The sequence below is a fragment of the Limnohabitans radicicola genome (genome assembly GCF_014837235.1).
GTDB lineage: Bacteria > Pseudomonadota > Gammaproteobacteria > Burkholderiales > Burkholderiaceae_C > Limnohabitans_A > Limnohabitans_A radicicola.
In genome coordinates, this window is record NZ_JACYFT010000001.1 from 961,866 (window position 1) to 981,699 (window position 19,834).

Annotated in this window: 17 protein-coding genes; 1 reads left to right on the top strand and 16 read right to left on the bottom strand. The window is 63.7% G+C overall.

Translation table 11 applies throughout. The features are described 5' to 3' along the window. Positions 1-8 precede the first annotated feature (8 nt). On the top strand, positions 9-1,181 hold the full coding sequence (gene tgt / locus IC609_RS04725) for a tRNA guanosine(34) transglycosylase Tgt (protein WP_191818279.1): 1,173 nt from the start codon (positions 9-11) through the stop codon (positions 1,179-1,181). Between the two features lie 18 nt (positions 1,182-1,199). On the opposite strand, the gene IC609_RS04730 is transcribed toward tgt, so the two are convergent. From IC609_RS04730 to pedF, 16 genes are all read right to left on the bottom strand, one after another. Continuing rightward, complete coding sequence (locus IC609_RS04730) at positions 1,200-3,098, bottom strand: potassium transporter Kup (RefSeq protein ID WP_191818280.1); 1,899 nt, start codon at positions 3,096-3,098, stop codon at positions 1,200-1,202. Between the two features lie 94 nt (positions 3,099-3,192). Beyond that, complete coding sequence (locus IC609_RS04735; RefSeq protein WP_191818281.1) at positions 3,193-3,891, bottom strand: response regulator; 699 nt, start codon at positions 3,889-3,891, stop codon at positions 3,193-3,195. Further along, entirely contained in the window at positions 3,888-5,444 is a 1,557-nt protein-coding gene (locus IC609_RS04740; protein WP_191818282.1) for an ATP-binding protein, read from the bottom strand. Before IC609_RS04740 ends, IC609_RS04735 begins: the two co-directional genes overlap by 4 nt. Before the next feature lie 69 nt (positions 5,445-5,513). Next, complete coding sequence (locus IC609_RS04745; protein WP_191818283.1) at positions 5,514-6,746, bottom strand: FIST signal transduction protein; 1,233 nt, start codon at positions 6,744-6,746, stop codon at positions 5,514-5,516. Continuing rightward, the gene (locus tag IC609_RS04750) at positions 6,743-7,474 is read right to left on the bottom strand and encodes a PhaM family polyhydroxyalkanoate granule multifunctional regulatory protein (protein WP_191818284.1); all 732 of its coding nucleotides are present in this window, start codon (positions 7,472-7,474) and stop codon (positions 6,743-6,745) included. The genes IC609_RS04745 and IC609_RS04750 overlap by 4 nt, the downstream gene beginning before the upstream one ends. 73 nt (positions 7,475-7,547) lie before the next feature. Continuing rightward, positions 7,548-9,560 (bottom strand): TonB-dependent receptor, encoded by a 2,013-nt coding sequence (locus IC609_RS04755; RefSeq protein WP_191818285.1) that lies wholly within the window; start codon positions 9,558-9,560, stop codon positions 7,548-7,550. 74 nt (positions 9,561-9,634) lie between these two features. Further along, on the bottom strand, positions 9,635-10,099 hold the full coding sequence (locus tag IC609_RS04760; protein ID WP_191818286.1) for a copper chaperone PCu(A)C: 465 nt from the start codon (positions 10,097-10,099) through the stop codon (positions 9,635-9,637). A gap of 39 nt (positions 10,100-10,138) precedes the next feature. Beyond that, entirely contained in the window at positions 10,139-10,681 is a 543-nt protein-coding gene (locus IC609_RS04765) for a YcnI family copper-binding membrane protein (RefSeq protein WP_191818287.1), read from the bottom strand. A 14-nt stretch (positions 10,682-10,695) separates the two neighbouring features. Continuing rightward, positions 10,696-13,020, bottom strand: a complete 2,325-nt coding sequence (locus tag IC609_RS04770) for a TonB-dependent receptor (RefSeq protein WP_191818288.1) — start codon at positions 13,018-13,020, stop codon at positions 10,696-10,698. Positions 13,021-13,093: 73 nt separating this feature from the next. After that, positions 13,094-13,459 carry a DUF2946 family protein gene (locus tag IC609_RS04775; RefSeq protein ID WP_191818289.1) on the bottom strand — a complete coding sequence of 122 codons (366 nt, stop codon included), beginning with the start codon at positions 13,457-13,459 and terminating at the stop codon, positions 13,094-13,096. 47 nt (positions 13,460-13,506) lie between these two features. Then, on the bottom strand, positions 13,507-13,872 hold the full coding sequence (locus IC609_RS04780) for a YkvA family protein (RefSeq protein WP_191818290.1): 366 nt from the start codon (positions 13,870-13,872) through the stop codon (positions 13,507-13,509). Positions 13,873-13,894: 22 nt separating this feature from the next. Next, complete coding sequence (locus IC609_RS04785; protein ID WP_191818291.1) at positions 13,895-14,272, bottom strand: DUF779 domain-containing protein; 378 nt, start codon at positions 14,270-14,272, stop codon at positions 13,895-13,897. Between the two features lie 75 nt (positions 14,273-14,347). After that, on the bottom strand, positions 14,348-15,871 hold the full coding sequence (gene exaC, locus IC609_RS04790) for an acetaldehyde dehydrogenase ExaC (RefSeq protein WP_191818292.1): 1,524 nt from the start codon (positions 15,869-15,871) through the stop codon (positions 14,348-14,350). Positions 15,872-16,158: 287 nt separating this feature from the next. Beyond that, entirely contained in the window at positions 16,159-18,333 is a 2,175-nt protein-coding gene (locus IC609_RS04795; RefSeq protein WP_191818293.1) for a TonB-dependent receptor family protein, read from the bottom strand. Between the two features lie 52 nt (positions 18,334-18,385). After that, entirely contained in the window at positions 18,386-19,267 is an 882-nt protein-coding gene (locus IC609_RS04800) for a substrate-binding periplasmic protein (RefSeq protein ID WP_191818294.1), read from the bottom strand. Positions 19,268-19,297: 30 nt separating this feature from the next. Continuing rightward, the gene (gene pedF / locus IC609_RS04805; RefSeq protein WP_191818295.1) at positions 19,298-19,780 is read right to left on the bottom strand and encodes a cytochrome c-550 PedF; all 483 of its coding nucleotides are present in this window, start codon (positions 19,778-19,780) and stop codon (positions 19,298-19,300) included. Positions 19,781-19,834: the final 54 nt, after the last annotated feature.

Consider the following 19,834-nt stretch of genomic DNA (forward strand, 5'->3'; position numbering starts at 1 on the left):
TCCCTGCCATGCTCCAATTCGACCTGCTCAAAACCGACCCTTCCAGCCATGCCCGCCGCGGCACGCTGACCCTGAACCATGGCGTGGTGCAAACGCCCATCTTCATGCCGGTCGGCACGTATGGCACCGTCAAGGGCGTGATGCCGCGCAGCCTGCACGAGATGGGTGCGCAGATCATTTTGGGCAACACCTTCCACCTGTGGATGCGCCCGGGCCTGGACATCATGAAAGGCTTTGGCGGCCTGCATCAGTTTGAAAAATGGGACAAACCCATTCTGACCGACTCGGGCGGTTTCCAGGTCTGGTCGCTGGGCGAGATGCGCAAGATCACCGAAGAAGGTGTGACCTTTGCCAGCCCCGTGAACGGCGACAAGCTCTTCATGTCGCCCGAGGTGAGCATGCAAATCCAGACCATCCTGAACTCGGACATCGTGATGCAGCTCGACGAGTGCACGCCTTACGAGACCAAGGGCCACCTGACGACCGAAGCCGAGGCGCGCAAATCAATGGAGATGAGCCGCCGCTGGGCCGTGCGCAGCAAGGACGAATTTGCGCGCCTGGAAAACCCCAACGCCCTGTTTGGCATTGTGCAGGGCGGCATGTTCGAGAACCTGCGCCAGGAATCCCTCGAAGCGCTGGTGGAGATGGACTTCCCCGGCTACGCCATTGGTGGCGTGAGCGTGGGCGAACCCAAAGAGCAGATGCTGCAAATCATGGCGCACACGCCGCATCGCCTGCCCGCGCACAAGCCCCGCTACCTGATGGGCGTGGGCACGCCCGAAGACCTGGTGCAAGGCGTGGCCGATGGCGTGGACATGTTCGACTGCGTGATGCCCACCCGCAACGCCCGCAACGGCACCGTGTTCACCCGCTTTGGCGACCTGAAGCTGCGCAACGCCCGCCACAAAAACGACCCGCAACCGCTCGACACCAGTTGCACCTGCCATGCCTGCGCAGGCGCTTCAGGCGTGTCGTGGGACCAAGGCGGCCGAGACGGTTTCAGCCGCGCTTACATGCACCACCTGGACCGCTGCGGCGAAATGCTCGGCCCCATGCTCACCACCATCCACAACCTGCACTACTACCTGAACCTGATGCGCGAAGTGCGCGAGTCGCTCGACGCGGGCCAGTTCTCGCAGTTCCGGGCGCAGTTCAAGAGCGACCGCGCGCGGGGCGTGTGAACAGCGGGTGCAGACCCCTCAAATCTGCACCCGGGTGCCCAGCTCGACCACCGCGTTGTCGGGCAAGCGGAAGAACTCCACCACGCCGCTGGCATTGCGGTTCATGGCGGCAAACAGTTTTTCACGCCACTGCACCATACCCGTGCCGGGGGTAGACACCACGGTTTCGCGGCTGAGGAAATACGTGGTTTCAAACGCCGGAATGTTCAGACCATAAGCAGCACAGCCGCTCAGGGCCTGGGGCACATCGGGGTTGTTCATGAAGCCATAGCGCACCACCACGCGCCAGAAGTGCTGGCCCAGCGGCTGCACCTGCAAGCGGTCTTGCTCAGCCACCCATGGCACTTCGTCAAACTGCACGGTGAGGATCACGTTTTGCGCGTGCAAAACCTGGTTGTGCTTGATGTTGTGCAGCATGGCTTGCGGCACCGTCTCCGGATTGGCCACCGGATACACCGCTGTGCGCGGCACGCTGTGCGGTGGATGGGCTTCAAGCATCTCGATGAACGAGGCCAACTCCAGGCCGTCTTGCCGAATGGTCTCGACCAGCAACTCCCGACCGCGTGCCCAGGTGGTCATGATCAGGAACAACAGCAAGCCCATGGCCAGCGGGAACCAGCCGCCGTCCCACAGCTTGATGGCGCAACCGGCGAACAAAAACAAGTCCACCACCAGGAAAAAGCCTGTGGCCCCCAGCGCCAGCGCCAGCGGCAACTTCCAAGCTTTGTAGATGACAAAAAACGTCAACGCGGTGGTGATGGCCATGGTCAGCGTGACCGCAATGCCATAAGCCCCGGCCAGGGCCGACGAGCTTTTAAAGGCCAGCACCGCCAGCACCACGCCCACCAGCAAAGCGCGGTTGACCGCCGGAATGAAAATCTGGCCCGACTCTTTCTCTGAGGTGAAGTGGATGTCCATGCGCGGCAAAAAGCCCAGCAAGATGGCCTGCCGCGTCATGGAGTACGCGCCCGAAATCACTGCCTGCGAAGCGATGATGGCCGCCAGCGTGGACAGCACCACCGCGCCCACCATCCAGGACTCGGGGAACATCCGGTAAAACGGGTTCGCAAGGGCCGTGGGGTCTTGCATCAGCAAAGCACCCTGGCCCATGTAGTTGAGCGCCAGCCCTGGCAACACCAGCGTGCTCCAGGCCAGCTGGATGGGTTTGCGGCCAAAGTGGCCCATATCGGCATACAAGGCTTCCGCGCCGGTCAGCGCCAGGACAATGGCGCCCACAGCGGCCAGTACCATCGGGCCGCGATCCACCAAAAAGTGCCATGCGTGCACCGGATTGAGGGCTTGCAAGATGGCAGGTTCATGTGCGATGTGCACCACACCCAAGGCCCCGAGCATGACGAACCACAGCACGATCACCGGACCAAAGAAACGCCCCACCGAATGCGTGCCAAAACGCTGAACCGCGAACAAGCCCACCAGCACAAGCACCGACAAAGGCACCACATAGGGGCTCAAGGCTGGCGTAATGACCTCGATGCCTTCAATGGCACCGATCACCGAGATCGCCGGGGTGATGATGCTGTCCCCATAAAACAGCGTGGCGCCAAACAAACCCAGCATGAGCAAGACCTGGCGCAAACGCGGCGAGTCCTGCACGGCACGCGCGGCCAAAGCAGTCAGCGCCAAGCCGCCACCTTCCCCCCGGTTGTCGGCGCGCAGGATCAGGATCACGTATTTGAGCGTGACCACCAGCATCAAGGCCCACAAGATGACCGACACCACACCCACGATGTTGTGTGCGTTGAGCGCCACCCCGGTGTGCGGCGCAAACACCTCTTTGATGGTGTAGAGCGGGCTGGTGCCAATGTCGCCATAGACCACGCCGAGCGCGGCCAGCGTGAGCGCTCCTAAACCATGGCGGGCGTTGTGGGCCGAGCCCTGCGAAACAGAAGAAGACATGTTGTCAGCAAGCAGTGAACAGAACCACAGCTTGCCCGAGTACACATCAGGAACGCATAAGTGCCCCTGCGGTGGGGGCCGCCTGTGCGGCCGATCAGCCCACGGCTTCGGCCAACTTGTAACCCACACCAGGCTCGGTCAACAGCCATTGCGGCTCGGCCGGGACGGCTTCGAGCTTGGCCCGCAGCTGCCCCATGTACAGGCGCAGGTAATGCACCTGGTCCACATGCTCTGCGCCCCACACATCGACCAGCAACTGGCGGTGCGTGACCACTTGCCCCGCCTGCCGCACCAGGCGGGCCAGCAGCTTGAACTCGGTCGGCGTCAGGCGCACCGCCTGGCCGTGCAGTTGCACCGTGTGCCGCGCCAGATCGATCTGCAAGCCGCCCACGCTGTAGTGCGTCACCGAGGCCTGCACCTGCACGCCGCGGTGGCGCAGGCTCACACGCATGCGGGCCAACAACTCCTGAACGCTGAAGGGCTTGACCAGGTAATCGTCGGCCCCGGCGTCCAGCAGGCGCACCTTTCCCGCATCGTCGTGGCGGGCCGAAATCACCAGCACTGGCAAGCTGCGGTGCTGGCGAATCCAGGCCAGCAAATCGCTGCCATCGGCATCGGGCAAACCCAGATCCAGCACCACCAAGTCAAACGGCTGCGGGTGGTGCGTCAGCAAGGCCAAAGCGTCGGCACAACTGCCCGATCCGGTGACGGCGTAGCCCTCGGTCTGCAGGGCCGACTGCAGGGTCTGGCGCAGCGCACGGTCGTCTTCCACCAGCAGCACATGCATGCTCATGTTTGCGGCTCCTGTGTCACTTCGGCTGCGGTCGTGGGTTGGCTGCGCATGGGCATGCGCAAGCGCACCACCGTGCCGCCGCCTTCGCGCGCCTCGATCCAGATCATGGCCTGGTGCGCCTTGGCAATGGCACGGCACAGCGCCAGACCCAAGCCCATGCCACGGCGGGCCATGGCGTCCTGGTTCGGGTCGGGTCGCTGCACACTCGGCATGCGGCAAAACGGCTCAAAAACCTTGTCGTGCCATTCGGCCGGGATACCCACGCCCCGGTCCATCACGTCCAGCTCGATCGCTCCGTCCACGGGCCGCGCCTCCAGGCGCACGGGTGCATCGACCGGGCTGTGGTGGATGGCGTTGTCCACCAGGTTTTCAAAGAGCTGCACCAGCAAGATGGGCTCGCACCACAGCAGGGGCAAACCTGGCGGGACATGGGCTTGGATCGTGCGCTCAGGGTAGCGCCTGCGGGCGGACGCCAGCACCACACCCCACAGTTCTTCGACCGACTCCCAGCTGCATTGCAGGGGGGCGTCCAGCGCATCCAGGCGTGCCAGTTGGAGCGTGTGGGTGGTCATGCGGTGCAAATGTTCGGCCTCGGCCAGGATGGTCTGAGCCTGCCGCACCACGTGCGGGTCATGCCCCTGCTCGGCCTGCTGCGCCATGGCCGAGGCTGCCCCGGTGATGGTGGCCAGCGGCGTGCGGTAATCGTGCGAGATGGCCGCCAGCAAAGTGTTGCGAAGCTGCTGGGTCTGCAAATGCGCGTGGGCTTCTTGCGCCTGCTGGCGCGACTGCAGTCGCTCGATTTCATCGGCCAGCAGCCGGGCCAGATGGTGCAAGTGGGCCAATGACACGGGCGGCTCACGCACCCTCTCAGGGTCCAACGCCAGTGCACCGATCACGCGCACCCCAGCGCGCAAGGGCAAAACCAACGCTGGCAGGCTCTCGTAACGCCCTGCCCCCGGTCCAATCGCGTTCTGCTCCTGGATGCAGGCCACCAGCAGCGGCTGCAAGGCGGCCGAGGGCGCGCTCTGGTCTGCTGGGCCGAACCACGCATCGCCCTGTTCGGTGCGCAGCAGCAAGGACACGGCGCATCCGGTCCAATCGGACAAAAGGCTCTGGGCAGCACGGACTTGCTCGGGCACGCTGAGCGCCTGCTGCAGCTGGGTGGCCAGTGTTTGCTGCCGCTGTGCCTGCTCGGCCACCTGCTCTTGCGCCAGGGCGTGGCTGCGCAAGCGGGCCATGAGCACGCTGATCACGCTGCTGGTACACAGCAGCGTCACCAGCAACAACAAATCTTGGTGCAGCTCGACATGGAAAGTGAAGCGTGGCGGCACCGCAAACCAGTTGAACCAAGCCACGGCTGCGGCCGACACCACCACCGACACGCCCGCCGACAACCAGAAACTCGCCAGCGTGCTGCACAGCACCAACAGCAGGGCCAGGTTGCCCAGGCTCCAGACGCCATCGAGTGCCACCATGAGCACAGCAAAAATCGCCCAAATGGCAATGGCTGGCCAGAAAGAGGGGGTGCGTTTGACGAACAAGGGGGGTGCCATGTCCGATCAGATTAGCAGGACACACATCTGGAAAGCATAAGGATGGCGATGCTCCCCAAGGCCCGCGACTCAATCGCCGACGAACACCGTCAACACCCCGGTGTAGCCGTAGAGCTGGTGCCCGGCGATCTCCCCTGCGGCGTAGAACCCGACCAGCGGCACATCGCCCAGCGCGTGGCGCACGATCTGCATTTCAGCGCTGGGCCCGCCAAAGTGGCCGCCGCCGCGGCCGGTGCAGCTCACATACACCGCTCCAGCGATGCGCCTGCCGCCCACCGGCAGGGTTTGCGTGGCATCAGGGCTTTGCAGCAAAGCCGCCTCCAGCGGCAGGCTTTCAGGCTCCAGCGCTTCGCGGATCTCGGCGCAGATGCGCACCAGGTCGGCACGCGCCGCTTTGGGGTCGCGCTGGCAAAACACCAAGCGCATGCCAGGCTCCAGATGCTCGGCCACAGCCACGCCCTGGCGCATCGGGTCCAGCCCCACGATGTGGCGCACCCGCACGTCCTGCTGCAGGTGCCCCGTGCGACCCACGGCCGCGTCACCAGGCAGGCTCAAGCCCACCAGGGTCGAGCGCACCACCGCAATGGCGCGTTGCGGCTCGTCCAAAGAGATGTCGAGCTCGCGCAGCATCACATCCAGCGCGGGCTCGGCGTCCAGCTCCAACACCACATGCTGGTCGGCGCGGGTGATGTGGTGCTCGCCCGCCACGGGCAAGCAGCCCTGCGTGACACGCGTGATGCAGGCCACTCCGGGGCCAAAGGCCACACCGCTCAAACCACCTTGCCAAACGCCCCGTGCAGCGTCCGACTTCACCGCAAACTGCACCGACTGCTGGCGGCTCGACACCAGGCCGCCCATGAGCGCGCTGTTGGTGGTGCGGCTCGCCAGCTCGGCGATCAGCTCGGCCAGCTCCGGCGTTTGCGGCTCGGCGTGCACCAACGCGGTTTGTGCGCACCAGCTGGCAGGCAAAGGCGCCACACCCGAGAACACCTGGTATTGCTCAGGCGGCAAATCGCACAGCATGATCGCCAGCGCAGGCTCGTCCCAATACTCGGCCCCACTGGCCGCGATGCCCACGCCCGTGCAACCGACCCAGTCGGTGACGCCCGGCAGCTCTTCGCGCAGGTGGTCGAGGATGGCCTGCGCCTCGGGGGCGTAGTGGTCGGTGATGTAGAGCAGCCCCAGGCCAGGCGCAGCGGCAAAGTCGGGCAAAGCCATCTGCGCACGCAGCTGAGCCATGGCCAGGCCTGCAGCCATGCGCCACTGCGGGTGCGTGGCATGACCACTGGGGAACAGCTTCATGCGGCGGGGCGCTTGCGGGCAGGCGTTTTGCGCGCGGCCTTTTTGGCGGGCGATTTTTTGACGGCAGCTTTTGGGCTGGCGGTTTTTTGGGCAGCCGGTGCGGCGGCTCGGGTGCCCGCAGGCTTGGCCGTCTTGGTCTTCGCACTGGCAGCCGTTTGGGCAGCGGCCTGGGCCTTCATGGCTTCGGCCGCCACGTCTTTCATGGCAGCACCCGCGATGTTCTGGAACTGCTGCGTGAGCGAGCCCCACCAGGCCATCGGGTCAACCGCTGGTTTGTCGGCAGCGTCTTGGGCTTGGGGTTTGGACTTGGCGTTGGACGAAGCTTCAGGCTCTGCCGTCAACTCAGGCTCAGGGGCCTTTTCAGTTTCGGGCTCTGGCTTGGTCGTGGGTGCTGGGGTTTCAGGCGCCTTGGCCGTAAAGGCCTTGGCCAGGTCGGCCATGCTCACATTCATGCCCTGCAAGGTGGTCAGGGTCATCTTCTGCACTTCAAGTGCCTGGATGGTGGCCTTGAGCGCGGTGCCGTTTTGCTCCAGCCAGAACTGCACCGCCTTGAGCTCCTGAATGCGCTTGTCGATTTCTTCCACGTTGAGCGTGGGCGCCACCCAGCTGGGCATGCCCGGAATCGCACCCGCAGCGGGCGCGGTTTTGGAAGCGGTTTGCGACAGGTTTTGCAAGAAGTCAAAACCTGGAACGAATTTGCCGAAGCCGAAAGCCGATGTGTCGCTCATGGTGTCTCCTGTTCAGGAATAAGTGCCATTAAACCAAACCGCGCCCAGTGCGAAACTGACAAGCGCTCAGTTTTCAAAAACGGTGCGTCCAGCGCAGGCGAACCGTGCGCGGCTCGACCGGGTGCACATGCCGGTCCAGCAAGCCCTGAGCGCTTTCGCCCGCGAGCCTGGACACATAGGCGTACTCGATGTCGTTGACCCGTCGGTCAAGCAGGTTGTACACATCAAGCGCCCACTGCTCATGCTTAGATGTGCGGTAGCCCACGCGCAAGTTGACCCAGGCCGCAGCGGGGGCGCGCCAGCTGTTGTCTTCCACCAGCGGTCTCGCACCCCAATAGCGCAAGCGCAGCGCGCCCGACCACGGGCCTTGCCCGTCCCAGCTCAAACCCAGATTGGCCGTGGTGCTGGCAGCACCGGGGATGTAAGGGCCTGCCAGATCGCCATCGGTGAATCGGGCTTGCGACCAGGCCAGATCGCCATCGATCGCCCAGTGCGCGTTGAGCGCCACGAAATGGTGCCATTCCACACCACGCCGCCGCGAGGGTCGCGAAGGCTCGGTGGTGCCCGCATCGCCCACAAACAGCAACTCCGACGCCATGCGCAACTGCCACAAGGCCAGCGTCGATGTCCAGCCGGGCAGCCATTCGCTGCGCAGACCGATTTCTTCGCCCCGGGTGCGCACCAAGGGCGACACGGACTGCACCGCGTTTGTGGGGTCTGCCGGGTCCACGCGCAAGGTGGTACCACGGGCATCGTTGGAGTGGTAACCCTGCCCGTGGTTGGCGTAAAACTCTGAGCCGCGCCAAGGCCCCAGCACCACCGACAGCTTGGACGAGAGCAAGGCGCTTTGCGCCTGCCCGCTGTTGGCGGCCAGATTCGACTGGACCTTGAACCGATAGGCATCGCCACGCACACCCGCAGTGGTGCGCAACCAGTCGTTCCAGCGCAGCTCGCTCTCGGCCCACAAGCCCAGGCTTTGCTGCTGAACGCGGTCTTCGCGCACGGTGCCCAGACGTTCGCGTTGGTGCGTGCGGTACAGGCCCACCGGGGCCACATCGTCGGCGCGGGCCTGCACCCCCCAAGCGTGGCGCACGTCCACACCTTGCCATGTGCTGGCCCAGTGACGGCTGTGCGCGCCGCCTGCGGCCGTGCGCCGCTCGGCCTGCTGAAACTGGTCGCCCACCGGGCACATCGCTTGGGCATCGCTCAGGCAATAGGCGAAGTTGGACCACAGATCGAGCGCCGACTGCAGCGCCCACCATTCGGTTTTGCGGTGCACACCGTCCTGCATCTGTGCCCATTCGCCCGAGAGGCTGTAACGCTGCGTGTTGCCGCCCGCCGTCGGGTCCAGGCTGTCGTAGCGCCCGATGAGCCCTTGGTCCAGCGCGCGCTGCGGCACCTGGTCGGTCGAGGTCCAACGGCCTTGGTAGGCCATGGCCGTGAGCGTGAGCCCTTGCGCCGCCGTGCCTTCGCTGTAGCGCAGCACGCCATTGAATTTTCGGTAGTGCTCGGGCACGGTCCAGGGGCCGTTGTTGTGGAACAGCTCCACGCCATAGAGCCATTGACCCGCCGCATCAGAACGGGCTGGGATCGAATCGGCCAGCAAGGTGCGCACGTAGCCGCCTGGCCCCACCGTCACTTGGGCCAGGCCCGCATCCAAGCTGCGGCGCAGCTCGATGCGTGCCGAGCCCGCCGAAGCAAAGTCACCGTCTTCGGCAAAGTACGGTCCCTTGCGGTAGCGCACCTGCTGCACGAGTTCCGGGATCAAAAAATTCAGGTCGGTGTAGCCCTGCCCGTGCGCGTGGCTGGGCATGTTGACCGGCACGCCCGCGACCCACGTAGCGAAGTCGGTGCCGTGGTCCAGATTGAAGCCGCGCAAGAAGTATTGGTTGGCCTTGCCATCGCCCGCATGCTGGGTCACCAGCAAACCAGGCACCATCTCCAGCACCTCGCCGGGGCGCAAGAGAGGCACCAGCGACAGCCGTTCGGCCGAGACCACGCCCTCGCTGGCGGCTTGTGCGACGCCCGCCAGGTCTTCGGCGCGGGCGCGGATATCGATGGTGGGCACCGCCTCGGCATGGCTCATCCCGGGCAACGCAGTCCCCAAAAACAAAACCGCCCCACACAGGGCGGTTTGACATGAACGACTGCGTTTGGGCATCAGTGCTTGTGGTCGCCGTGGCCCTGCGGCATGCCGGTGGTCACAGGCACGCTGACCTGCTGCCGGGTTTCCACGCCTTTGGCGTCCTTGAAGGTGAGGGTCAGGGCCACGCTGCTGTCTTTCATCAGCGGGGCTTTGAGGTCCATCAGCATCAGGTGGTAGCTGCCAGGCTTGAGCTCCACGGCCTGGTTGGCAGGCAGGTCCAGCGCGGGCAGGGCGCGCATTTTCATGACCGAGCCCTCCATCTTCATTTCGTGGATTTCGGCTACACCTGCCACCGGGGTGGACACGGCCACCAGGCGGGTGGCCTGGGGTGCCGTGAGCTTCATGAAAGCGCCCGTGGCCTTTTGGCCCTGCACGGTGGCGCGGGCCCAGCCGCCCTCGACCTTGACCTGCGCCAGGGCCGTGCCTGCGATGCAAAGGCCAGCCAACAAGGCGGCGATTTTTTTGAATGTGTGGTTCATGGGATGTCCTTTTGGGGGATTGTCTTCGATCGTTGGGGATCAGTGCGCGTGTCCGGCTGTACCCGCTCCGGGCATGATTTCCAGCAGGGCTGCGGGCGATTTCAGATCGGACAGTCTCTGTCCGGGCTTTGGAATTTCAGTCCAGTCCATGCGGCCTTGCTCGCACAGCTGCTGCACGGGCCAATACATCGTCCCGGGCTGGTTTGGCAAAGTGCCCACCAACACGAACTCATCGTAGTGGCCGTTGGGCAGCATGTCATCGGCCGTCTTGGCGGTCCAGCTGATGCGGGTCACGTCCTCGGTGACGGTGCGGCCATGGCTGGTGTAGGGCTGTGCCAGCTTCTCACGGGTCACCTCCAGACGCCAGCCCGCCTTGGGCATGGGCTTGGCGCCCTGCACGCCCGCCGGGATGTCCACCACGATCTGGCGCGTGGGCGACGCGCCGCAACCGTGGCCCACCTTGAAGGTGGCCTTGTAGCTCTGGCCTGCGGTGGCCACCTGGTATTCGAGCACGGTGTGGGCCTGGGCCAGAGCGGCCAGGCCGAGGGTCACTGCAGCAGCAGCCGTTTGGATGAATCGCATGGCGGGTCCTTGTTTCAGAAGTTGGCTTTCAGCTCAGCCGTGTAGCTGCGCTGCGGGTAGGGGTGAAAGTTCCAGTACTTGTCGTTGTTCAGGTTGTCGATGCCGAACGCGGCAGACAGCCGGGACGTGATTTGCCAGCGGGCACGTACATCGACTGTGGTGAAGGGGCTCACACCCATGTAGGCGTAGCCGTTCACGTCCGAGTTGTTGAGCGTGCGGAACTGCTGGCCGCTGTAACGCACCGCCGCCGTGCTGGTCCAGGCCGCATTCCAGCGGTAGGCCGCCAGCAGCGTCGCGCGCCACTTGGGAATGTTGGGCTGTTGTTTGCCGATCGTGTCACCCGCCACGGCCACAAAACCCTGGTTGGCCACGATGGTGGAGTCGGCATACGTCATGCTGCCCGTCACATCCAGCCCCGTCAGGCCCAGACCCTGCACCGTGAATGCACCCTCCAAGCCGCGTGTGCGGATGCGGTCCACGTTCTGCACGCGGCTGATGGTCTTGTTGCCCGCTGCAGGGTCGATCACCGATTGCGAATAGATGCCGTCTTGTGTGTCTTCGGCGAATGCCGTCAAACGCCACTGGCTTTTGTCCAGGTTCTTCTCGTAGCTCAGTTCCTGGGTCCAGGACTTTTCAGGGCGCAGGTTCGGGTCGTTGATGTACTGCGAGTTGGTGGTGGAGGTGGCACCGTACAGCTCATTCACTGTGGGCATGCGCACGGCGCGGCCCACGGCGTATTTGACAAAGGCGTCATCGGCGATCTGTTTGGACAAAGCCGCTTTGGGCGACAGGTGATGCTCGCTGCGGTCTGCAAAAGCCAGGTTGCTGCTGGCCGAGAAGCGTGTCAAGCCTTGTGTGGCGCTCCAGTGCTCAGACCGCAGGCCCAGGACGGCGCGCCAGTCAGGGGCAAAACGCCAGCTGTCTTGCGCATACAGGCTTTGCAGCCGGGTGCGGCCACCCACTGCACTGGCCACGCTGCCTGCAGCGTCGGTGGTCCAGTTGCCAGCGATGTTGGAGGTCAGGTAGCGCAGTTTGTAGTTGTCTTGCTGCGCGCCAAAGTCCACCACGTGCAAGCCCTTGGGGCCTTGGGGCCGCCAGGTGCCGCGCAGGGCCAGGTTGTTCCAGCCCGTGCCCGAGCCGTCGGCGAGGGTGCCAGCACCGCCCGCGGCGGCGTTGGGCAAGGTGTTGCTGGCGGCGTTCTGCCGCTTGGTGTCCGAGCCGTAGTCGTACAGGCTGGCGGCCACTTCCCAGTCGAAGGTGCCTTGCGTGCGGCTCTTGACAGAGAGGCCGTGCAGGGTGTGGCTGAGTTTTTCATTCGTCAGGGGCAGGTCGCCGCCCGTGAGCGCCGCGTAGCTGCGGCCACCGATGTTGATCACGCCGCTGGTGACGGTTTGGCCCGAGGCATTGCTGAGGTAAGACTGCGGACGGCCCTCGGACGTGTTTTGCCAGACGCCCAGCGTGTAGGTGGCACGCACCGAGGGGCTGAAGTCGTAGGCCACTTTGGCTTTCACCTGGTCCTGCACCGTGTGGTACTGCGTGCCCGTGCCCACGATCAGCCAGGGCACATTGGCACTGCTCAGGCCCGGCACGGCCCCCGTCACCGCTGTGCCCGCCGTGCCCACCGTGCCTGTGCTCACCGTGCGCGTGGCAAAAGTCAGGGGCTGGCCCTGGCTGTCGTTGTGGTTCAGGTGCAGAAGCCACGACCAGTCTCCCGAGCGGCTGCCCAGCGAGGCGCTGGACTGCCAGCCGCCATAGGTGGCGTGGGTGTTGTACAGGTCAAAGGGCTGGTGGGCGTAGCCCAGTTTGACCGAACCCTCCAGCTTGTCGGGCATGCGGGTCGTGTACTCGACCACCGCGCCCACCGAGTTGCCCGGGTAAGCGGCAGAGAACGGTCCGTACATCACGTCCACGCGCTCGATTTCTTCGGGCGTGACCATGCCCCAGCGCGGCGGAAAGCTCAAGCCGCTCACGCCGTTGCCCAGGTAGTTGCTCAGCAGGATGCCGTCGGCATACACCGCCGAGCGGGTGCTGTTGCCCGTGCCCGAGGCGCGGCTGGACAAGATGGCGTGGTTGTAGTCGCCGTTGTAGCGCTTGCGCACCAGCAGGCTGGGAAAGTACTTGAGTGCATCTTCGCTGTCGCTGGCGTTGATGTTCTGCGCGATCTGCGCGGCGGTGATGCCCTCCATCGTGGCGGGAATTTGTGTCGGCAGCGAGGTGGGCTGTTTGCTGACGATGGTGACCACACCCGCTTCTTTGCTGGGGGCGCTGTCCGTGGACTGAGCAGAAATGACAAAAGGGTAAGCCATGGCCACAGCCAAGGCAACGCGGTTTGGACGCATGAAAAATCCTGAAAATGAAACACGGGCGACGCAAGCGTGTGGTCATGGCCACAGCGGCGTCAACGGCGGTGGATCAGGACAGGGCGGGGGGGCCGCGGGGCGGAAGGGGGCTGCCGGTCAGCCAGGCGATGTGGGCTGCCGGGATGGGGCGCAAGGCATGGGCCAATGCGCTGACGGATTCAAAACCGGATACAGCTGCAGGAGGCGGTGCGCTGACATGGGCGCACAAGGGGCAGTCCATGCCACCGGAAAGGGTCTGGTTGTCGCCCGAATCGTCGGTCATCACCATTTTCATGCCGCCCATGGCAGAGCAGACCATCTGGCTGGCCTGGGGTTTGATCAAAGGCGAAGCGACCGAAGCCCCGATGAACAAAGCAAACCACACCAGCACCAGGCGGGTGATGAAGTGTGCGTTGCGCAGGGTTTGCAGGGCAGACATGGGGGTGGATTATGCCCGACCACACGGGCACTGAAAGCCCCGGGAGATCACCACAGCGCCTTGAGCAAGCACACCAGCAGCAGCAGCCAGATCAGGACGAAGCAGGCTGCGGCGACATGGTTGCGGGGCTTGGCCAGCAAAGCGGCGGCCTTCACGCGGGCATCCACCACGACTTCAGATGGTAGCCAGCGAATGACCAACCACACCCCCGCAGGCACGATGAGGACATCGTCCAGGTAACCCAGCACCGGGATGAAGTCAGGGATCAGGTCAATGGGACTGAGTGCATAGGCAGCCACCAGCAAGGCCAGAATTCGGATGGGCCAAGGGCAACGGTCATCCCGGGCCGCGAAATACACGGTCACCACATCGGACTTCAGCTGCCGCGCCCATTGTCGGAGTCGATCAAACATGGGGGGATGTTAACGGCAGACGTTAAGCCAGATCGCGCATGACCTGTGTTTCAATTTGCGCCCACTCGTCATCGGTGAACAGGCGCGAGCGGGTGTGGAAGGCCTTGCCCGTGTTGCCCTCCAGAGAAAACGTGCCGCCCGAGCCCTCGATCACATCCAGAATCAGCTGGGTGTGCTTCCAGTACTCGTACTGCAGCTTGCCGATGTAGAACGGCACACCGCCGACTTCGCCGAGCTTGACGTCGTAAGGCCCGATCGTCAGGTCGGTGGGCAAATAGCAGTTGGCCGCGCTGTTGTCGCAGCAGCCGCCGCTTTGGTGAAACATCAACTCGCCATGTTCGGCTTGCAGCTGGGCGATCAGCGCCAGCGCTTCGGGCGTGGCCACCACACGTTCAACCATGTTCAGATCTCCTCAGAGGCCAAGACAAAAAGGGGCGGATCGCTCCGCCCCCGTGAAGATGACCGAATCCATCGGTCAGAAAAAGCCCAATTTGCTCTCGCTGTAGCTGACCAGCAGGTTCTTGGTCTGCTGGTAGTGGTCAAGCATCATCTTGTGGGTTTCGCGACCAATGCCGGACTCCTTGTAGCCACCGAAGGCGGCGTGTGCGGGGTAGGCGTGGTAACAGTTGGTCCACACGCGGCCCGCCTTGATGGCGCGGCCCATGCGGTAGGCCACATTGCCGTTGCGGCTCCACACGCCAGCGCCCAGGCCGTAGAGCGTGTCGTTGGCAATCGCCAGCGCTTCGGCTTCGTCCTTGAAGGTGGTGATCGCCAGCACCGGGCCGAAGATCTCTTCCTGGAAGATGCGCATCTTGTTGTGGCCCTTGAACAGGGTGGGCTGCACGTAGTAGCCGCCTTCAAGGTCGCCACCCAGATGGGCTTGCGCGCCACCGGCCAGCACTTCGGCGCCTTCCTGCTTGCCCAGGTCCAGGTAGCTCAGGATCTTGGTCAGCTGTTCCTTGCTGGCCTGTGCGCCCATCATGGAATCGGTGTCCAGCGGATTGGCGTGCTTGATCGCGGCCACGCGTTTCAGGACGCGCTCCATGAACTTGTCATAGATGCTCTCCTGGATGAGTGCGCGGCTGGGGCAGGTGCAAACCTCGCCCTGGTTGAAGGCAAACAGCACCAGACCTTCGATGGCCTTGTCAAGGAAGGCGTCGTCCTTGTCCATCACGTCGGCAAAGAAGATGTTGGGCGACTTGCCGCCCAGCTCCAGCGTGGCCGGAATCAGGTTGTTGGCAGCGGCCTGGGCGATCACGCGGCCGGTGCTGGTGGAGCCGGTGAAGGCGATTTTGGCGATGCGCTTGCTGTTGGCCAGCGGCATGCCGGCTTCGCGGCCAAAACCGTTGACCACGTTGAGCACGCCCGGGGGCAGCAGGTCGGCGATCAGATCGACCAGGATCAGGATGGAGATGGGCGTGGACTCGGCGGGCTTCAAAACCACGCAGTTGCCCGCGCCCAGCGCCGGAGCCAGTTTCCAGGCGGCCATCAGGATGGGGAAGTTCCAGGGAATGATCTGGCCCACCACACCGAGCGGCTCGTGGATGTGGTACGCCATGGTGTTCTCGTCGATCTCGCTGATGCCGCCCTCTTGCGCGCGCACACAACCAGCGAAGTAACGAAAATGGTCCACGGTCAACGGGATGTCGGCATTGAGCGTCTCACGGATGGCCTTGCCGTTGTCGACGGTCTCGGCGTAGGCCAGCAGCTCCAGGTTCTGCTCGATGCGGTCGGCGATCTTGAGCAGGATGTTGGCGCGGGTGGCGGCATCGGTCTTGCCCCATTTGTCGGCGGCGGCGTGGGCGGCGTCCAGCGCCAGTTCGATGTCGGCGGCGTCCGAGCGCGCCGCTTGCGTGTAGACCTTGCCACTGATCGGTGTGATCACGTCAAAGTACTGCCCCTTGAGGGGTGCGGTCCATTGGCCACCAATAAAGTTGTCGTAACGGGCTTTGTATTGAATCTTGGCACCAGCTTGGCCAGGGGCTGCGTAGAGGGTCATGGGGTCTCCAAAAGAAATTGATGAACGTCTTGTTTGACGTGCCATGACTGCGCAGCATTTGTGCCAGCAAAAAAATCCCCTCCACATGCCGTGTTCTGAGTCAACTTGGGGCAAATGACGTTGTGCTCGCATCCTGCAGCTGCGGCAAATTGAGACACTGCCCCAAACTGCCACGGCAAATCAGTTCATAGCGAGACTGCGGCCCTCGATGGTGAGTCGCCGCAAAAAAGAACAGGTCCCAAAGGACCTGCTGTGCGGGGTTCAGCGGCACTTCGTGCCGATTGACCTCAGAGTGGAGTGGACCATTTCAGCCCCAGCATCCACTGCCGAGGCAAGCCGGGCTCAAAGTACTGTTGGCTTGCCTGATTGACGATGACCGACCCCGCATAACGACGGTCCATGAGGTTGTCTACGCCCATCCATGTGTCGACATGGTGCGCCCCCCATGCACTGCGATGCCGCAGTTTGAAGTTGATCACGCCATAGCCAGGGGCACGAGAGGCTGCATCGTTCATGTCGCTGGCCCACAGGGCAGATCGCGCCACCCAGTCCAGGGACGAGGACCACCCCATGGGACCCTGGCGACTCTTGCTGGAGGCTCCTTGCTGGGCCCACTGCAATGAGGCAAACAGTTGCTGGTCCGGCAGACCCGGCAGCCGATTGCCCGCAGGAATGGTCTTGGCGGTGTAGGTGCTGCCGACTTTGCTGGTGCTGGTGAACGCAGCATCGTATTGCGCCTGCAACCAAGTGGCTGACAGCAGGGTGCGCCATTGACCGCTCCAGGCATGCTGCCAGGTCAGCTCTGCGCCCTGCCGCGAAGTGCGCGAGGCATTGACATACGCGGTTTTCCCCGAATCCGACAGCGAGGCCACGATCTCATTGTCTGTCGTGATCTGGAACAGCGCTGCATCGACTTTGCTGCCTGGTGCTGGCGTCCACTTGAACCCGGCCTCCAGATGTCGGCTGCGAGCGGCCAGCAAATCCGGGTTAAACAAGCCACGGATGCTGCGGCTGTTGCCAGTGCCCGTGACCGCATAGGCGGCCTCGGCCAGCGTGGGCGTCTCAAAGCCTCGGCCCCAATTGGCATAGACATTGAGTGTGTCCTGCGCATGCCAGGTCAGGCCCAGCACAGGGCTGCTTGCCTGGTAACGCACCTGACCGGAACCATCCTGCCCATCCGTCAGGTAGTCATCACGGCTTTGCAAGCGCACATCGCTGTGACGCCATCCGCTTGTGAGTGTGAAGGGGCTGTGGCCCAGGGCATCCATCAGGTGCCAGTTGAGCTGGGCATAAGCGTCGCGGTTGCTGGCCTTGTTGAGTTCATTGCGGTTGAAGGCACCGCTTTTTTCGCCCGCAAGGGTAAGTCCCCCTTGTCGTTGCTCAGCCGACTGGTCCATGTCGAACCCAGCGGTCCAATCCAGACGCCCCACAGGCAAGTCGCGCTGCTTGCCACGCAACTGTGCCCCCATGCCGGAGAAGTCCCGGTCAAGACCCACCCAGGAGCCTTGCTGCGGCAGCGCCGCATTGGAGCCCGCTTGGTATTGCAGGTTCTGGCGCGTGCCTGTGTAGACACGCCACTGCCCTTGCAAATCCGGGCTGAACTGGTGCTCCAGCACGGCACCGAGCTGGCTTTGCTGCACACTTTTGCGTGTTTGGTGCGCCAAGGCGTTCTTGCCGGCCTGCTGCGGGTCGCTTTGCCACTGGCTCGCCGTGAGGCCCAAAGGGTCCAGCGCCACAGGCATGTCAAAAACATTGGCCACCAGCTTCAGGCGGGTGCCGGGCTGCAAATCGGCCGTCAGCACGCTGTTGAATTGCTTGCGCTCGGCCGCGCTGTTGGCCCGATGACCATCGGTCTGGAAATGGCTGTAATCGGCCACCAGCCCCACTGCGCCTGTGCGACCACTGAGCTGAATATCGTGCCGTTGCAGACCAAAGCTGCCAAAGGTGCTGGACACATCCGCTTGTGGCGTGTGGCCCGCTTCCCGCGTGAATGTCTGAATCACCCCACCCGAGGCGTTGCCATACAACTGCGCCAGCGGGCCGCTCAGCACCTCGATGCGCTCGGCCGAAGTCAGGCTCACCGTCGAGGCCTGTCCCTGGCCATCGGGGGTGGTGGCCGGAATGCCATCGGTGATCAGACGGATGCCGCGCAAGCCAAAGGCCGCACGCGCGCCAAAGCCACGGATGGATATTTGCACATCCTGTGCGTAGTTGTTCCGGTTGAGGGCCACCACACCTGGCACACTGGCCAGCGCCTCCGACAGGTTGATCTGCGGGCCGGCATCACGCACGGCAGTGCCATCGATCACGGCCACCGAAGCGGGTGCATCGAAAGCGCGCTGGGCGATGCGCCCGCTCTGGACCACCACTTCTTGTGCGGCTTGCGCCACCACGGTCAAGGGCAACAAAAAACCCAGACCGCATGCGAGCCAGGCCAAAGAACGGGAAGAGCCAGAATGCATGAAAACTTCCAAAAGACCGGGCACCGGGCATGCCCGTGTACGCGGTCTGGTTTCAGGGGGCGACCAGGGTCAGGCCATGCTCACGGTAGATGGCCAGCAGCTTGCCACTCTGCCGCACCTGCCCCAAGGCCGTCTCCAAGGCCTGGGCCAACATCTTGTGATTGGCTTTGACCGCCATGCCAATCGGCCAGCCGTTGTCGGCCAAGCCTGGCAAGGTCAGCTGGGTGAAGCCAAAACCGCTGGCAGGCCGACCGGACGCGTGCAAGGCCGCTTCGGCCTGGGCACGGCTGAGGTAGGCGGCAGCCGCCTCGCCGCGGATGACCGCCTCGGCGGCCTGAACACCTGTCGGGTAAGTGGTCAGCTTGGCACGCAGGCGCCCGCCGCCATAACCCAGCAAGGTGCCCGCAGCACCACTGCCCCGCTCTGCAGCGAGTGGCAAATCCTGCAGGTCATCCCCGCTCTTGAGCCCGGACAACTTGTCGAGTGCATGGAAAACCACCAGCACCTCACGCGAATAAGGCGCAAAGATCAGGGACTGCGGGGTCTCGCGGATGAGGAATTTGTCCACGGGCACATGCAGCATCACATCGGCAGGGCCGTAGCCCAGGTAATGGCCTTTCCAGACCATGTTGCGCAGGTCATCGTCCATGCGCTCGCCCGCATCGAAGGGCAGCAGACTCAGCTTGAGTCCCATGGTGTCGGCCAAAGCCTGGGCCAGCGCGACATCGACCCCACGCAAGTTCTGGGCTGTGCCGTCCGAATAAGGCGCGTTGTCCTTGTACACGGCCACCTTGAGCACCCCACTGGCGCGCACCTTGTCCAGATCGCTCAGTTCCTGGGCTTGTGCGCGCACCCCCAGACAAGCCAGGGCAGAGGCAGTGAGCCAGTGGCGACGCAAAGGATCGGGCAAGCGGTTGCGCAAGGAACGGGGCATGAAGTCTCCAAATAGGGTGCAAAGCGTGGCTTATTTTTCGCGACGTGTTTCCAGATAGGTGCGGATGGCCCAAATGGCTTCCTGGCTGAGTGTGGCCTCGAAAGGAGGCATGTACACACGGCCATCGCGCGTGCGGCCACGGCGCACGGTGGCGACATAGTACTCGTCCATTTCGGCGAAACAGGCTTTTTTCTTGTCGGCATCGGCCAGGCCAGTGCAGTCGGCATCGAGCTTGCGCAGGTCAGGGGCGATGCCACCGGAGATGGCTTCCAGTCCATGGCAGCGGGCACAGTTCTGGTTGTAAGCCGAGGTGCCAATGCGCAAGGCTTCCGGCTGGGCCGGACCACTCGAATAAGGGTTGCTCGGCATCCACTTGGCGCCCAACTGGGGCAGGGTGTGGGTGTCCACCGCCTGGGGTGTCACATCCCCATGGGCCAGGATCAGGCCACAAGTCAGCGCCAGCGAACAAGCCAGCAAGGAACGGAGCAATCGGGAAAAGGTTCGGGGGCTCATGCGGATTCTTTCGGTCAATGATAAGGAAAAGGATTTCCCAAAGTCTGGCAATTA

Bases quoted from the DNA above. Each gene is read 5' to 3' on its own strand.
- IC609_RS04795 (WP_191818293.1), bottom strand. From the start codon at position 18,333: ATGCATTCTGGCTCTTCCCGTTCTTTGGCCTGGCTCGCATGCGGTCTG.
- IC609_RS04800 (WP_191818294.1), bottom strand. From the start codon at position 19,267: ATGCCCCGTTCCTTGCGCAACCGCTTGCCCGATCCTTTGCGTCGCCAC.
- IC609_RS04735 (WP_191818281.1), bottom strand. From the start codon at position 3,891: ATGAGCATGCATGTGCTGCTGGTGGAAGACGACCGTGCGCTGCGCCAG.
- IC609_RS04750 (WP_191818284.1), bottom strand. From the start codon at position 7,474: ATGAGCGACACATCGGCTTTCGGCTTCGGCAAATTCGTTCCAGGTTTT.
- IC609_RS04755 (WP_191818285.1), bottom strand. From the start codon at position 9,560: ATGAGCCATGCCGAGGCGGTGCCCACCATCGATATCCGCGCCCGCGCC.
- IC609_RS04785 (WP_191818291.1), bottom strand. From the start codon at position 14,272: ATGGTTGAACGTGTGGTGGCCACGCCCGAAGCGCTGGCGCTGATCGCC.
- IC609_RS04730 (WP_191818280.1), bottom strand. From the start codon at position 3,098: ATGTCTTCTTCTGTTTCGCAGGGCTCGGCCCACAACGCCCGCCATGGT.
- pedF (WP_191818295.1), bottom strand. From the start codon at position 19,780: ATGAGCCCCCGAACCTTTTCCCGATTGCTCCGTTCCTTGCTGGCTTGT.
- IC609_RS04740 (WP_191818282.1), bottom strand. From the start codon at position 5,444: ATGGCACCCCCCTTGTTCGTCAAACGCACCCCCTCTTTCTGGCCAGCC.
- IC609_RS04780 (WP_191818290.1), bottom strand. From the start codon at position 13,872: ATGTTTGATCGACTCCGACAATGGGCGCGGCAGCTGAAGTCCGATGTG.
- IC609_RS04760 (WP_191818286.1), bottom strand. From the start codon at position 10,099: ATGAACCACACATTCAAAAAAATCGCCGCCTTGTTGGCTGGCCTTTGC.
- exaC (WP_191818292.1), bottom strand. From the start codon at position 15,871: ATGACCCTCTACGCAGCCCCTGGCCAAGCTGGTGCCAAGATTCAATAC.
- IC609_RS04770 (WP_191818288.1), bottom strand. From the start codon at position 13,020: ATGCGTCCAAACCGCGTTGCCTTGGCTGTGGCCATGGCTTACCCTTTT.
- IC609_RS04745 (WP_191818283.1), bottom strand. From the start codon at position 6,746: ATGAAGCTGTTCCCCAGTGGTCATGCCACGCACCCGCAGTGGCGCATG.
- tgt (WP_191818279.1), top strand. From the start codon at position 9: ATGCTCCAATTCGACCTGCTCAAAACCGACCCTTCCAGCCATGCCCGC.
- IC609_RS04775 (WP_191818289.1), bottom strand. From the start codon at position 13,459: ATGTCTGCCCTGCAAACCCTGCGCAACGCACACTTCATCACCCGCCTG.
- IC609_RS04765 (WP_191818287.1), bottom strand. From the start codon at position 10,681: ATGCGATTCATCCAAACGGCTGCTGCTGCAGTGACCCTCGGCCTGGCC.